Origin of the sequence: uncultured Campylobacter sp. (assembly GCF_938045775.1) — a bacterium.
Taxonomy (GTDB): Bacteria; Campylobacterota; Campylobacteria; order Campylobacterales; family Campylobacteraceae; genus Campylobacter_B.
The window spans coordinates 1-14,218 of the sequence record NZ_CALIBH010000078.1 but is presented as its reverse complement, the minus strand read 5'-3'; the positions used below and the strand labels follow the sequence as shown (position 1 = coordinate 14,218).

Genomic DNA, 14,218 nt, shown 5'->3' with positions numbered 1-14,218 from the left:
GTATAGGTGGTGCCTTCTACAAACACTTGATGAGTGGTGTATCTCAAATGTTGCCATTCGTTATCGGTGGTGGTATCATGATTGCCCTCGCCTTCTTAATCGACGGAGCTTTTGGTGTGCCACAAGATAGTCTTGGCAATCTCGGATCCTACCATGAGCTAGCTTCCATGTTCATGAAAATCGGTGGCGCTGCCTTTGGCTTGATGCTTCCAGTCTTTGCAGGTTATGTTGCTTATTCTATCGCTGAAAAACCGGGTTTGGTAGCTGGATTCGTAGCTGGTGCTATCGCAAAAGAAGGTTTTGCCTTTGGTAAAATCCCTTATGCAGCAGGTGGTGAAGCAACTTCAACTCTTGCAGGTGTCTCATCTGGTTTCCTAGGTGCCCTTGTTGGTGGATTTATCGCAGGTGCTTTAGTTCTTGCTATCAAGAAATACGTTAAGGTTCCTCGTTCACTTGAAGGTGCTAAATCAATCCTTCTCTTGCCACTTCTTGGAACAATCTTGACTGGATTTGTTATGCTAGCTGTTAACATCCCAATGGCGGCAATCAACACTGCTATGAATGACTTCCTAGGCGGTCTTGGAGGAGGATCAGCTGTCCTTCTCGGTATCGTTCTTGGTGGAATGATGGCTGTCGATATGGGTGGACCAGTTAACAAAGCAGCCTATGTCTTTGGTACAGGTACGCTTGCAGCGACTGTTTCTTCAGGTGGTTCTGTAGCCATGGCAGCAGTTATGGCTGGAGGAATGGTGCCACCACTTGCTATCTTTGTCGCAACTCTTCTTTTCAAAGATAAATTTACCAAAGAAGAACGTAACTCTGGTTTGACAAACATCATCATGGGCTTGTCATTTATCACTGAGGGAGCGATTCCTTTTGGTGCCGCTGACCCAGCTCGTGCGATTCCAAGTTTCATCCTTGGTTCTGCAATTACTGGCGGACTCGTTGGTCTTGCAGGTATCAAACTCATGGCACCACACGGAGGAATCTTCGTCATTGCTCTAACTTCAAATGCTCTTCTTTATCTTGCCTTTGTTTTGGTTGGTGCAATTGTAAGTGGTGTGGTTTATGGTTCCCTACGCAAACCACAAGCAGTGAAATAAGTAAAATAAATTTAGGGAACTATATATCTGTTTACACCAACTACAAGATATAGTACTTCAACAATATCGAAAAAGACGATTTCCAAACGGAAATCGTCTTTTTTATTGGGTATCATAACTTTAATGTATTCAATTCATCTTTCAGTGAATTATATAATTCAAATTTTGAGTTCACGTCAGTAACAATCCGTTCTTGCTCGCATATTGGTAAGTCTGGAATTTGAACCTTTTTGAACTCATCCTTTGAAAGACTTTGGCGGATTGTACCATAGGCACGTTCTGCTATATCTTCTAAAACTTCAGGATTATGTTTTATTTGTAAATAAACATATTCAGCTAAATATTTTCCTGTATATTCTTCTTTCAATCTAAATACTGGATAGGCACTTGATACAGCAACAGGACTTTCAGATTTACATAAACCAAAGGAGCGAATATTCGCTCTAGCTGGGTTGAAACTAATGTCATTCTTTCTAACGACACTGTAATCAGAGTTGTCTTCTGAGGTAACAGAAATGAAGTTTTCTCCCCATAACTCTTCTCCAAGAGGCATTCCCCAAAATTCAGAATTTGTAATACTTGCTGTTGGGAATCTGTCACTATTCTTCTCTCTTATTCTCTCCATAATAGTTTCAATTCTAATAAATCCATCTCTAAGTTCATCATGATATTGAGAAAGTAGCAAACTATTATTTGAGTTAGTTAAAATGTCATTTCTATCTACATAGAATAAGTTTCGATGTTCTAGTATTTCATGGTAGTTTGTTTTTAGCATCTGCTCATGAAGTGCAATAAATTCATCTAAATCATTGATTCCGACCAGTGGTCGGCGACGTTTCGTTAGAGTAAAACCATCATTTTTAACTTTGAAAAAGAAAACTTTTTCAGTCGGAACGTTTACCTCGCTTCCAAATACCAAAATACTAGTTTTAGCTTCGGTATATGGTTCAAAGACTTTGGATGGTAAGGAAACAATTCCAAGTAACTGTCCTGATTTCACGATTTTTTCACGCAAATCTTTCATTGACCTATCATTAAGAACGGCATCTGGAACAATAATACTCGCTCTTGATTTTGAATTATTTTTCCGTAATGATTTTAGTATATGTAAAATAGATACAGAATTTCCCTTTTTAATATATGGTTTATATAATTGAGCCTGTTCTTCATTAACATCCATATTAAAAGGTATATTAGATATCACAACACTGTATTTATCAGAAACTGGGTTAGAAAAGCTATCTTGTTGCTTAATGTTACTATGTCCATCACCAGATAAAATCATATTCATTTTAGCAATGCGAGAAGTGTCAGAAATTTCACTCCCCCAGATAGTATTTTCTCTCAAGCTACTTAAATTATATTCATCTAATAATCCATTATCTCTTAACTCAGATAATATTTTTTCAAATGCAACAATCAGCATACCTCCTGTGCCACAAAAAGGGTCATAAATTTTGTCGCCAAAAGTTGGTTTTACAATATCATTCAAAAATTTTACAATATGTCTAGGTGTAAAATACTCTCCTAAATCATTGTTTGTTTGATTATATTTTTGAATAAAATATTCAAAAGATAGGCGCCGCCTTAAGGTATAAAATTTTAAAATTACGTATGTATTCACAAGCAATATCATAAGGCGTTATAAATAGAATTCCAATAAAGGAGCGAAAATAAGATGAAAATTTTGACATTAGTATCAGCCATAATTTCTATAGCGGTATTTAATAGCCTAATGTATCCAAATAAAATATAGGGCGCATTTCAAGTAGGAGGAGAGATGAGAAATTTTGTTATATCTTTTGTCGCATTGTGCCTATATGGGTGCAGTCCTATGATTTTAGGGCATAAAATCACTTTTGCAAAACACGAAGAAGGTGCCTTTTACGGCGAATGCGGCGAAAAAATAGATCAAAAAATTATATATAAATTTAAAGATGGCGTTATTCGTAAAATTTTCTATGAAGATAAAGAGGAATTTGCTTATTATGATGAGATAGTCATCCCCATCCAATCCTGCGAAGGCAAATGGTGTAAAATTTACTATCCTTGCGGTCAAAAAGAGTATTTCGTAAAGAAGGACGACATAGTAAAAAGAAAGTACTAGCCGCCGGGCGAAAGAACTTGGCGCGGATTTTAAAATTTCAATACGCGCAGAGTATCCAAGCGAACATAACGTAAATTTAAAGCGAGTTGAGAAAGCAAATAAAACAAGAAGGATTCAAAAATGAAAAGTATAAAAGGTATTTTCCGTTATCTTTTTCCGGTAAGAGATGGACGGGAACTCTATGGACTTAAAATTCCAAAAGGGCAAAGCGGTCGTTTTGGAAAAGAATTTATATTCGAGCCCGAATCGATTGCGAAATCGGACGCGCAAAAACTAGATATAAAAATAGATCCAAAGCTTTTAAGAGATAAGCGAATTAAATTTCATATACGCGATATGTATTATAAGACATATTATGATATAACATCTTTCGGTATCGATGAGAGCTACGCCGATTCGCGGCAAATAGATCTTGATTTGGAAGACATAAAACAAATTGTAAAATCGGATGCAGACGATCCTTATTATGTATATGGCTATAGCTTAAACATAGAGCAGATGAGATCTTTTGGATGCCTTGATATGGTTAAGCCCGGTTTTTCATACTTCTTTGGTTCCTCTGCCGGCCATGAAAGAATAATCAAAGCTCCAAATAGTGGCGATAAAAATATAAAAGGCTGCTATATAAATGTCTTTGATAGCGATACGGAAGCCTTTTACGTGGCATTATTGGACGTTAAGCTGCCTTTTAGCGAAGTTGCGAAAATAGTCCGCCCGCTGAGCATAGAGTCAAATATCCACTATTCTTATAGCCTCTCCGAAAAACAGATTATAAAATTGGGATTTCCTGAAATTTTAAAAGAAAATGGCGGCAAAATCGACGCTCAAATATCGGTAGAGATAGTATAATCTAAAATTTAGCCGTTAAATGGATTAAATAATGCAGCCCAAAATTAGAAATTTATGCGTATCGCTGGAAAATAAAATTTTAAATTTACGTTCTCTTGATCCCGAGCAAGTATGCTGCTGTATAGCGACATGGTTTATGGAAAATAAAATTTTGTTTCTTATGAAAGAATACGACGGCTGCGGTTTGGACGGGCTACTAAAATTAAATTTTAAAGATTATCCGACTGAGCTATCGATTTACGGCGACGGAAAAGCGAAGGATATCTTTGGCGCAAAGATTATCAAATCGGACAGATACCGCTTGATAAATAAAATTAGAGTACTGAAAGGTCAAAAGAGCTTAAGACTAGTCTACGAGGAATTAAACTCGATTGTATTTGACAGCTTGGTAGTTAGCGTGGATTTGGACTTGGCGTGCGAATGCCCGCAATGATCGCCTAGCGATTATAGAGTTATGTTGAATGAAGCGACGGACGAAATCGTTTTCGCCTGTATAAACTGCGAGAAGAAATTTTATCCGCATACTCTTACCGAGTGTCAAATAGATTGTAATCTTGCTATTCCTAAATGCGAATATTTTATCAATTAACTATTTCATCATTTCTTTTATAGCCAACTTTGGTAGCCAAGAAAGAAGCGGACGATAAGGGCTAAAATTATTTAACCCAGTCTAAATTTAACCCGCCCCGGCGCATTAAATTTCACGATCAATTTGTTCCGGGCGCTTGGAGTAGGACATTGCCTAGCTAGGGCGCCCGGGCATTGCCAAGCCCAAGCGCCGTTAAATTTTAAATTTAAAACTGCCCGAAAAGATCGTTCAGCGCCTCGCTGATGCTAGGATGCGTAAAAATTTGATTTTTGAAAAAGTCCGCTTTTGCGCCCAGCGCCATGGCGATCGCCAGCTCATTAACGATCTCGTGCGCGTTTACGCAGTGAAGCGCCGCGCCTAAAATTTCGCCGCTAGCCGCGTCCACGACCGCTTTCATCATTCCCTCGTCGTGCGCTACGACCTTGGCGCCGGGCACCGCCGCCATCGAAAGCTTCAGTACCTTGATCTCGCGCCCACTCTCTCTTGCCTGCCTCTCACTAAGGCCGATGCGAGCTAGCGGCGTGCGGGTAAACAGCACGCTTGCATGCGGCGTGCGATTTTTCGTAGTGCGCGCGCCGTCTCCGAAAAGCGCGCTAAAAATGATCCTAAAATCATCCAGGCTAGTGTAGGTAAACATCTCGCCGCCGCGCACGTCGCCTGCTGCGTAGATGCCAGCAGTCGAGCTTTGCAGATGCTCATTCGTGATGATATTGCCGTGCGCGTCCGTCTGCACCCCCGCAGCGACTAAATTTAGCTCACCCGTATTCGCGCGACGACCGAGGGCATATAAAAACGCATCCGCCGCGATCACCCTGCTCTCGCCCGCGAGGTTAAATTTTAGCTCGTCGCCCTTTAAGCTCAAAAACTCGCAGCCTTCGATAATCTCCACGCCTTGGGCCTGCAGAGCGGATTTGACGCTAGCAGCCACGTCCTCATCCTCGTTTTTCATAAATTTCGATCGCATCAGCACGCTAACTTTCGAGCCGAATCCCGCAAACATCGAAGCAAACTCAAGCCCGATAAATCCGCCGCCGATGATTACTAGATGCTTCGGCAGGATCTTTAAATTTAAAATTTCTTCGCTACTATAAGCGATCTGCGAGCTTACCTCAAAGCTAGGCTCGACCTCCCTCGAGCCCGTATTTACGACGATCGTTTCTGCCGAAATTTCGCGCGTTTGTCCGTCCGGGCTTAGCACAAGCACGGAATTCGCGCTCGTAAATGAGCCCTCGCCGTCGATTACGTCGATATTTGGGCTTCCCTTTAGCATGGCTAAATTTTTCGCCCTCAGCGCCTCTACGAGCTCGTCCTTTTTCTGCATACTCAGTACGAAATACTCTCCGAGCACGCTGAAATTTACGAAGCCAGCTTCCTTGCTCGCGGTAACTAGCCGCTTGGTCGGGATGCAGCCTACGTTGATGCAGGTGCCGCCGTACATTTGCGGCGAGCGCTCGATGAGAGCGACCTTTTTACCTAGCGCAGCGGATTTTGCGGCAAGGGTTTTGCCCGCCTTGCCAAAGCCTATTACGATGATATCATAATCCATTTTTAATCCTTTTGATTTGAAATTTTAGCGATTATAAGAGGTTTTATTAAATTTAAAATCTGCGTGGCGCAAATTTAAAGGCGCAGGCAAGAGGCGTGAAATTTTACGACGAAATTCTAACTACGGCACGGAATTTAATACGGAAAATAAAAATTTTGGCTCTAATCATTTCAAAAATTTTGCATCAATAGAATTAAATTTTAAGCGCGGGATATGCGGCATTTTATAGCACTTGGTAACGGATAGAATCAAATTATAAGCCCCAAACCGCTCATAAAATTTAAAGGCGCGAAAAGCAAGGAATTTACGCCGTAAAATTCCGCCACTAGCGCTTTTTTACGCCGAGCAAAAATATATCTATGCGGTCCTTGATTAGCTCGCTCGCTTTGAAATTTAGCTTTTCGTCGAAAAATAGCAGTCTGCTAAAATGCGGCTCTCTAAGCAAAAAGCAAAAATATAGCGCCAGGCTTTTTGCCGTGCGTCCGGGCGCAAACTCGTCCGCATGCGCCGCCAAATACTCATCCAGCGCATTCGGCGAACCTAGCACGCCGCTTTTTAAAAAGATTTTTGGGCTCTGGCTAAGCGCGCCGTTAAAGCCGCTGAAAAGTATCAGTCGGTAGAATTTTATCGCCTCCGGAGAGAAAAGAAACTCCAGATAAATCCCTGCAAACTCCTGCAGATACTCACGCAATTTTAAGTCTTTATTGATTCGCATGCGCTCGTTCATTCGCTCGTCGAGCTTTTTGCTTTGCAGTTCGATGATGCGCAAAAATAGGCTTTCTTTGTTATCAAAATACTTATAAACCGACGATAGCGAGCCGCCGCTAAGCTCGATGATATCGCTCAAGCTCGTAGCCTCGTAGCCTTTGGCTAAAAACAGCTCCAGCGCCGCGCCTAAAATGAGCTTGCAGCGAATTTCGGATTTTTTATATTTAGGCGATTCGGGCATTTCGCCTCCTTTGAAATACTAAAATTTTTTGTAAGTGTATAAAAAATATACTTAATTAAGCAACATTATTGGGCTAAAATTCTAAAAGCTCAGCAAAAAATAATTTTGCGCGGCTTTACAAGCGAAGCGAAATTTTATATCGCGCAAGCGAGCGGAATTTATCGCGCGCCAGCTGCGATAAAGCGGAATCTATCTTTGTAAACGAAGCGTTTAATGCCTATTTTAGGCAAATTTAGCAATAATTACCTAAAACGCTAAAAGGCATCTTTGTATGAAAAAAGTCTCGATCGGCGAAGCAGCCGAAATTTTAGGAATTTCAAAAGAAGCCGTCTATAACCGTATCCGCAGAAATTCCTTGCGCGCCGAGGAAAGCGGAGGCGTGCGCTACGTGCTTTTAGATGATGAAATGCAACAAAGCGAGCCCGCTTCGCAAAGCTCTGCGAAAAGCTCGCGCACCAGCGGCGCAGCTGGCACTCAAAGCTTCATCGACTATCTCATCAAAGAAATCTCCGAGCTAAAAGGTAAAATCGAAGCACTGCAAAGCGATAAGGACAGACTTCACAAAGAAAAAGAGGAAATTTTAATCGCCTCGAAAGATGAAATCAAGCTGATGTATAAAGAGCGCGACGAGAAGCTTAGGTATTTTTTATCATTTTTCGACAAACCGTTGCTTTCGAGCAAAAGCCGCGAGGCCAAACCCTATGATGTCGAAATCAAAGAAAAAGCCTTCGATCGTAGCGAATGGACGAGCCTTGCAAAATTCGTAAAATCGCTCAAACGCAAAAAACGCCTCAAAGCGCAAAGCCTAATCATCGAAAACATCGGCAAGAGCGAGTTTATCCGCGTCGAGGGAAACGAGCTTTTGATAAATCAAAGCCTAGATATAAAATCACTGAAAGGATCTAAATGAAACTACGCAAAATCGCTAGCTATGCGCTGGTAAGCGGCTTCGGGCTCGTTATGGCGGGCTCGTTAGCGGGCTGCGACGATAGGGGGCAGGAGCAAAATGTCCGTCTGCAAGAAGGCGCGCTCGTGCGACTCGAAGAGGTCGCGCCGGGAAAATATAAAATTTTAGAGGAATTTCCGAGCGAAAAAACCCAGATTATCTTAAGATCGCTAGACGGCACGGAGAGAATTTTAAGCGATGAGGAAACCAAAGCCCTTCTAGCCGAAGAAAACGCTAAAATCGACGCCGGCACTTCAAATTTAACCAATCAAAACGCGCAGCTTAGCAGCGGCGGCATGAGCCTGGGCGAAGCGATCTTGGCAAGCGCTGCAGGCGCCATCATTGGCTCATGGATCGGCGGCAAGCTGTTTAACAACCCTGCCTATCAAAGCCAGCGCCAAACCGCCTACAAAAGCCCAAGCGCCTACTCCAGAAGCGTAAATAGCTTCAATCAAGCAAAGCAGCAAAACGATAAGGCGCGAAGCGGCAGAAGCGGATTTTTCGGCGGAAGCAAGAGCGGCAAGAGCGGCGGATTTTTCGGCGGCTAAGCGCGCTTTGAAATATACGGCGGCTTTACGCAGCGAGTTTAAATTTTAACACGCGGCGCTTAAAGAGCGGAAAATTCCGTCGCAGCAGAATTTTAGCTAAAACGAAAGCGCGCTCCGCGTTGCACGTCTTTGGTGAAATTTGATACGACGAAATTTCGTATCGCTCGGGGGTAATGTTCTTCGGCTACGTTATCGCTAGAAAAAATTTTACGGCGTACGTAGCGATTCACAATCCTTACGCGGCGAGGTTGCGTTAAGATAAAATTCCGCGCCGCTACGCGCATGGCAGTTTGTAATCATGCCGCGGTGACGTCATGACGAGGTGGAATTTGCGTCCGCTGCCGAGCGTATCGGATCGCATTTTTTACTGAGGCGTTGCCGCGCGGCGAAATTTTGATATGAAAGGTAGCGTCGTGCGATAAAATTTTATATTGCGACGCGACGTTAAGGCGAGCGAGGCCGTGCTGCGACGGGAGTTTTAATCAGCGCATCTGCAAGGCGAAATTTCGTATCGCAGCGCTTCTTGCGGCAAATTTTATATCGCCTAGCGGTGCTAAAGTGGGTAAATTTTACCCGAGCGAAATCCAGGTCGCAGCGGCGTATGATCAAGTCGTGCCGCAGTTTTTGAGAAAGCCGAGGAGGGGCTACTTACAAGGGTGTATTTCTTGCAAAAGAGGCGCCGCTCTGCGGCGGAGCAATACACCGCTCGCCTGCCGAGCTCTGATTAACCGGTGCGCTTAGAGGTGCGAGCTCGTAGCTCGCGTTTTATTCTGCTTTGCTGCGCTCGCAAGATACGCCGGCAGCGACTAGCGCTATGTTTGTTTTACGCTGCGGGCGGAATTTTAAAATTTACATAAAAAGGAAAATCTATGCAACTAAAAAAGATAACGCCGTTAAGCAACGAATATCTCGAAAAGCTCGGCTTTTACTGGCACACGGACGCGGACGAGACCCCTTACGTCAGCGACGAGATCGTGCGCGTGAGCGCTGCGGAGGCGGATGCGTATTACGAAGCGGCGAACGAGCTATACGAGATGTTTGTCGCGGCCGCGCAGCATGTCATCGACAACAATCTTTTCCACGAGCTCGGTATCCCCTTCAACCTCGTAGATCTAATCAAACAAAGCTGGGAAAACGAGGTGCACTGGCACCTATACGGGCGCTTCGATTTCGCAGGCGGGCTGGACGGCAAGCCGATCAAGCTGATAGAATTTAACGCCGACACGCCCACGGCGGTGTTTGAGACGGCGATCATCCAGTGGGCGATGCTCAAAGAAAACGGCATGGACGAGGCGAGCCAGTTCAACGACCTCTACGACGCGCTGCGCGATAATTTCAAGCGGCTCGTGGTGCTTGACGGCGAGCTCGAGGACTTTTCCAAATTTTACGAGGGGTGGAAAATTCTATTTAGCAGCGTCGCGGGCAACGTCGAGGACGAAAAGACGACGAAGCTTTTGCAGCAGACCGCGGAGGATGCGGGCTTTAAGACGCGCTTTGCCTACGTGGACGAGGTGGAATTTAACGACGAAGAGGGCGTGTTTTTTGACGGCGAAAACTACGAGTATTGGTTCAAGCTCATCCCTTGGGAGGCGATCGCGATCGAGGAGGGTGAGCTCGCGCTCATCTTAAAAAACATCGTGCAAAATCAAAAGGCGATCATCCTAAACCCCGCATACACGCTGCTTTTCCAAAGCAAAGGGATTATGAAAATCCTGTGGGATCTGTATCCGAACCACCCGCTGCTGCTGCAAAGCTCCTTTTCGCCGATCATCGGCAAAAAGATGATCAAAAAGCCGTTTTTGGCGCGCGAGGGGGCGAATGTGGCGATTTTCGACGCCGACGGCAAAAAGATAGAGGAAAACGGCGGCGAATACGGAAATCAGAAATTTTTATATCAGGAATTTTACGAGTTAAATAAAGACGAGCGCGCCCAGAGCTACCAAGCGGGAGTATTTTTCGCCTATGAAGGCTGCGCACTGGGCTTCCGCAAAGGCGGCGAGATACTCAATAATCTCTCAAAATTTGTAGGGCACTACATCGAGGACGCAAAGTAGCGGCGCGGAAATTTGATAAAATTTGAGAAATTTTAGGGCGGAGCATTTTGGCGATAGCTTTGGCAGCAAGGCTATCGCGGCGGTAAATTTTATCGCCGCTCAGCGGTAAAATTTAACGCTAGGAAGCTACGGCGAAATTTAACGTAGCGGCACGACCAAAATTCTGCGCGGATAAATTTCGTGCAGGCTAAATTGGCGCGAGTTAAAATTTTGTGCGAGTTAAAATTTAAACGCGAACGGCAGCAGCGATTAAATTTATCTCTCGCTTCTGCGCAAATTGAAATTTTAAATTTAGACGCAGGTTTCAGCGGCGGTAAAATTTAACGCTTGCTTCGGTGCGAGTTAGAATTTTGAAATTTAACGCCCCGCGCGCTGCAAGTATTAAATTTCGCGAGGACAGAATTCGCGATAGTTAAATTTTGCGAGAGTAAATTTTGCAATAGTAAAATCTTGCGAGAAATTTCCGCAATAGCTAAATTTCGCAGGTTAAAATTTACCGTTTAAGCGCCGCACCTCCGATCGCGCGACGGAATTTAACGGCTAAATTTAACCGCGCGGCTGCGGCTTAAATTTTAAAACGCAAAGGGGAAAATATGAAAATCGTATGTTTGGATGCCGCGACGCTGGGAGGCAATGCCGATCTTAGCGAGATTGCGAGCTTGGGCGAGTTTGAAAGCTACGAGATGACCGAGCCCGCGCAAACCGCGCAGCGCCTAGCCGGTGCGGACGTCGTCATAACCAACAAAGTCCTAATCACAGACGAGATCATGGCGCAAACCGCGCTTAAGCTGATCTGCGTAAGCGCCACGGGCACGAATAACATCGACATGCGGGCAGCGCAGGCTCGCGGCATCGCGGTAAAAAACGTAGCGGGCTATTCTACGAACAGCGTCGTGCAGCAGACCTTTGCGTCGCTGTTTGCGCTAACCAACGCGCTCGGATACTACGCAGATTACGGCAGCAGCGGCAAATGGTGCGAGAGCGAAATTTTTACTCACATTGACGCGCCCATCAGCGAAATTTACGGCAAAGAATTCGGCGTCATCGGGCTTGGACAGATCGGCGTAAAGCTCGCCCGCATCGCCGCTGCGTTCGGAGCGAACGTGAGATACTACTCCACCAGCGGCGCGAACGACAACGGCGAGTTTGCCAGAGTGAGCCTGGACGCGCTTTTGAGAGCTTGCGACATCGTCTCGATCCACGCCCCGCTAAATCAAAAAACGGCGGGATTGATCGGCGAGGCGGAGCTTGCGAAGATGAAAGAGGGGGCGATCTTGATGAATTTCGGCCGCGGCGGCATCGTGGATGAGGACGCGCTGGCTCGTGCCGTGGATGAGCGAGGCCTGCGCACGGCGCTTGACGTGCTGCAAACAGAGCCGATGAGGGCGGATCATCCGCTGCTGCGACTAAAAAATCGCCGCAACATCGTCATCACGCCTCACATCGCATGGGCCAGCGTCGAGGCCCGCAAGCGGCTGATAAAGATGATCGCGCAGAATATCAGGGATTTTCTCGCCTCCACAGAAGCGTAGCTCTTGCGGCGCGATCTAAAATTTCGTTCGCAAGGAACGGATCGCGACCTGCGGCGGCGAGATTTGAAATTTTATGCGCGACAGAAGCGCGACGAAATTTAGAATTTTAATGTTGTGATAGTTTGAAATTTAACCGAGGCAGCAGATCGTCAAAATGCGCCCAGAGGCTCTGCGAGCATAGAATTTCTGGGGCATGCGCGGCGCGAGCACATCGCTTAGAGTGCTGCGGCACTTAAAATACGCGCTGTGTATCTCTCCTGCTAGCGGCATCTTTGAAATTTTGTGCGAAGGGAACTAAGCGGCGGCTTGAAATTTTGTGCGAATAAAACGGACGTATTTCACGGCCTCGCATTATTGCAGGGCTTGCGGCGCGGCAAAGGCATCAATTAAAATTTATGAGGCATGAGCGGTAATAGCGAAATTTCGCGCCACGCAGGCTAAAATTTTGCGGCGCGGCGCGGCGTCTGAAAAATTTCAAGGCGCATGCGGCGGTGTAGAAATTTTACGGGGCGCGGGATACAAGAGACACAAATATCGTGCGGCTATAAATTTATAATGCCGACAAGGTACCGCGCAAATTTGTCGCTGAAATTCTCTAAGTCAAAGAGGCGATTTTATTAAATTCATCATCGGTAACTTTAAAATTAGCGCCATTAAGCATAAATCGCGTCCTTGATAAATAGCTCTTTTACTCTCAAAGGCTGCAAGCCGCCAGTATCTACGACATCGACGCTTTTGTTAAATTTTAACTCTACGCGATTTTTTATATCGCACATCATATCAAAATAAGCCACAGCGCATTTGTCGTCGGTTTTGCTTAGCTCGTCAAGCTCGGCGGTAACGTCAAATATTATATCAATATCGCTATTTTCTTTATACGTGCCTTTGGCGTAGCTGCCGATAAGTCCAATTTTACTAAGTCCAAAATTTTGATAATCCCGCTTTATGGATTTTAACAAAGTTAAAATTTCGTCTTTCGTAGGCATTTTAAATCCTTATTCATTACCTATTTTAAAATTATCTATTGCCTCTCTTTTGGCGCTTATGATAGCGTATCTATCTCTAACGTCTTTTACTAAAACCATTAAATCCATAATAAAAGCGTCATCTTGAAATCTAACGCCTCTAAATGGTCTATTAAAGTTATCCCATATATTGTTAAACCTGCTAAGGCTTTCTAAAAATTCTACCTCAACGTCCGAAAGGTGTTTTTTTTCTTTTAGAAAATTTACTATCTCTTTGTGCTGTTTTGGTAAGACTACAATATAAAAATAACATAGATAGGCAAGAAAAAGAAATCCTATTATATTTACTATTCTTATAAATAAACTATTATCTGCTATAAAAAAATCCATTAACTTTATTCGCCCTTGCGTCTATCGGCTTTCTCTTTAATCTCTTCTGCCGCCTTTAGATCGTTTTGTGCCTTTTCAAAGGCTTTGCATGCTTTATCTACGCGACGGGAATTCTTAACGCTAGCGTCTTCGGCATAAATTTTCTCCGCTTCCTCTAGCTCAACCTTTTTTTTACCATAATCCATCTGTGCTTTTTCAAGATTATTGGTCGCTTTATCCCCGCCCAAAAGCTTTGCTTTTGAGGTTACTTTGCCCGTTACTGGGTTACGTCCGATAGTGCCATCAAGATTACGCTTGGCTTGCTCGGCAGTTAAATAGCATTCTTTCTTACCCCCTACTAAAATTCCAGCAATCGCGCGAGGTCTATTTTTAGGATCGGAGCAATCTACTTTTTCTTTAGTAGTATCATTTCTTTCTTTATGAAAGACATCGGAATTAACCTCATAGGCGTTCAAATTTAAACAAACAAAAACGCTTATAAAAAACGTTAATATAAATGTTTTATTTTTCATTTTTAACTCCTTTTTTATAGCCTAAAACAGGCTATAAACCTCATCGAGTGTGAAGTGCTTTTTATCGATCTTACCGCCGTAGTATGGCTTGATATCCTCGTCAAAAGCCTTATGGAAAAATTTCGCTT

14 protein-coding genes are annotated in these 14,218 nt (G+C 44.1%); 8 read left to right on the top strand and 6 right to left on the bottom strand.

Annotated features, from left to right (window positions below):
- Nucleotides 1–1,103: PTS fructose transporter subunit IIC (locus Q0238_RS02925; RefSeq protein ID WP_297942777.1), on the top strand; the 1,103-nt coding region annotated here is incomplete at its 5' end.
- A 112-nt stretch (nt 1,104–1,215) separates the two neighbouring features.
- Here Q0238_RS02925 and Q0238_RS02920 read toward each other — a convergent pair.
- On the bottom strand, nt 1,216–2,727 hold the full coding sequence (locus Q0238_RS02920; RefSeq protein WP_297942775.1) for a type I restriction-modification system subunit M/S: 1,512 nt from the start codon (nt 2,725–2,727) through the stop codon (nt 1,216–1,218).
- 156 nt (nt 2,728–2,883) lie between these two features.
- Here Q0238_RS02920 and Q0238_RS02915 point away from each other — a divergent pair, with 156 nt between their 5' ends.
- From Q0238_RS02915 to Q0238_RS02905, 3 genes are all read left to right on the top strand, one after another.
- Complete coding sequence (locus Q0238_RS02915) at nt 2,884–3,210, top strand: hypothetical protein (RefSeq protein WP_297942773.1); 327 nt, start codon at nt 2,884–2,886, stop codon at nt 3,208–3,210.
- 120 nt (nt 3,211–3,330) lie between these two features.
- A complete protein-coding gene (locus Q0238_RS02910; RefSeq protein WP_297942771.1) occupies nt 3,331–4,059 on the top strand; it encodes a hypothetical protein in 729 nt (242 codons plus the stop codon).
- A 31-nt stretch (nt 4,060–4,090) separates the two neighbouring features.
- The gene (locus tag Q0238_RS02905) at nt 4,091–4,492 is read left to right on the top strand and encodes a hypothetical protein (RefSeq protein ID WP_297942769.1); all 402 of its coding nucleotides are present in this window, start codon (nt 4,091–4,093) and stop codon (nt 4,490–4,492) included.
- A gap of 361 nt (nt 4,493–4,853) precedes the next feature.
- On the opposite strand, the gene Q0238_RS02900 is transcribed toward Q0238_RS02905, so the two are convergent.
- Together Q0238_RS02900 and Q0238_RS02895 are read right to left on the bottom strand one after the other, a co-directional pair.
- A complete protein-coding gene (locus Q0238_RS02900) occupies nt 4,854–6,194 on the bottom strand; it encodes an FAD-dependent oxidoreductase (protein WP_297942767.1) in 1,341 nt (446 codons plus the stop codon).
- A gap of 325 nt (nt 6,195–6,519) precedes the next feature.
- Complete coding sequence (locus tag Q0238_RS02895; protein ID WP_297942765.1) at nt 6,520–7,143, bottom strand: TetR/AcrR family transcriptional regulator; 624 nt, start codon at nt 7,141–7,143, stop codon at nt 6,520–6,522.
- 271 nt (nt 7,144–7,414) lie between these two features.
- Between Q0238_RS02895 and Q0238_RS02890 the strand changes: the two genes are divergently transcribed.
- The 4 genes from Q0238_RS02890 to Q0238_RS02875 all read left to right on the top strand — a co-directional run bounded on the left by Q0238_RS02890 (nt 7,415) and on the right by Q0238_RS02875 (nt 12,223).
- The gene (locus Q0238_RS02890) at nt 7,415–8,053 is read left to right on the top strand and encodes a helix-turn-helix domain-containing protein (RefSeq protein ID WP_297942764.1); all 639 of its coding nucleotides are present in this window, start codon (nt 7,415–7,417) and stop codon (nt 8,051–8,053) included.
- Nucleotides 8,050–8,637 (top strand): UPF0323 family lipoprotein, encoded by a 588-nt coding sequence (locus Q0238_RS02885; RefSeq protein ID WP_297942762.1) that lies wholly within the window; start codon nt 8,050–8,052, stop codon nt 8,635–8,637. Before Q0238_RS02890 ends, Q0238_RS02885 begins: the two co-directional genes overlap by 4 nt.
- Before the next feature lie 869 nt (nt 8,638–9,506).
- On the top strand, nt 9,507–10,691 hold the full coding sequence (locus Q0238_RS02880; protein ID WP_297880986.1) for a glutathionylspermidine synthase family protein: 1,185 nt from the start codon (nt 9,507–9,509) through the stop codon (nt 10,689–10,691).
- A 593-nt stretch (nt 10,692–11,284) separates the two neighbouring features.
- The gene (locus tag Q0238_RS02875; RefSeq protein ID WP_297942760.1) at nt 11,285–12,223 is read left to right on the top strand and encodes a D-2-hydroxyacid dehydrogenase; all 939 of its coding nucleotides are present in this window, start codon (nt 11,285–11,287) and stop codon (nt 12,221–12,223) included.
- 653 nt (nt 12,224–12,876) lie between these two features.
- Here the strand turns inward: Q0238_RS02875 and Q0238_RS02870 are convergent.
- Genes Q0238_RS02870 through Q0238_RS02860 form a run of 3 tightly spaced genes read right to left on the bottom strand, consistent with a single transcriptional unit; the run spans nt 12,877 to nt 14,090 of the window.
- Entirely contained in the window at nt 12,877–13,209 is a 333-nt protein-coding gene (locus tag Q0238_RS02870; RefSeq protein WP_297942758.1) for a nucleotidyltransferase domain-containing protein, read from the bottom strand.
- A 9-nt stretch (nt 13,210–13,218) separates the two neighbouring features.
- Complete coding sequence (locus tag Q0238_RS02865) at nt 13,219–13,578, bottom strand: hypothetical protein (protein WP_297942756.1); 360 nt, start codon at nt 13,576–13,578, stop codon at nt 13,219–13,221.
- Nucleotides 13,579–13,583: 5 nt separating this feature from the next.
- A complete protein-coding gene (locus tag Q0238_RS02860; RefSeq protein WP_297942754.1) occupies nt 13,584–14,090 on the bottom strand; it encodes a hypothetical protein in 507 nt (168 codons plus the stop codon).
- Nucleotides 14,091–14,218: the final 128 nt, after the last annotated feature.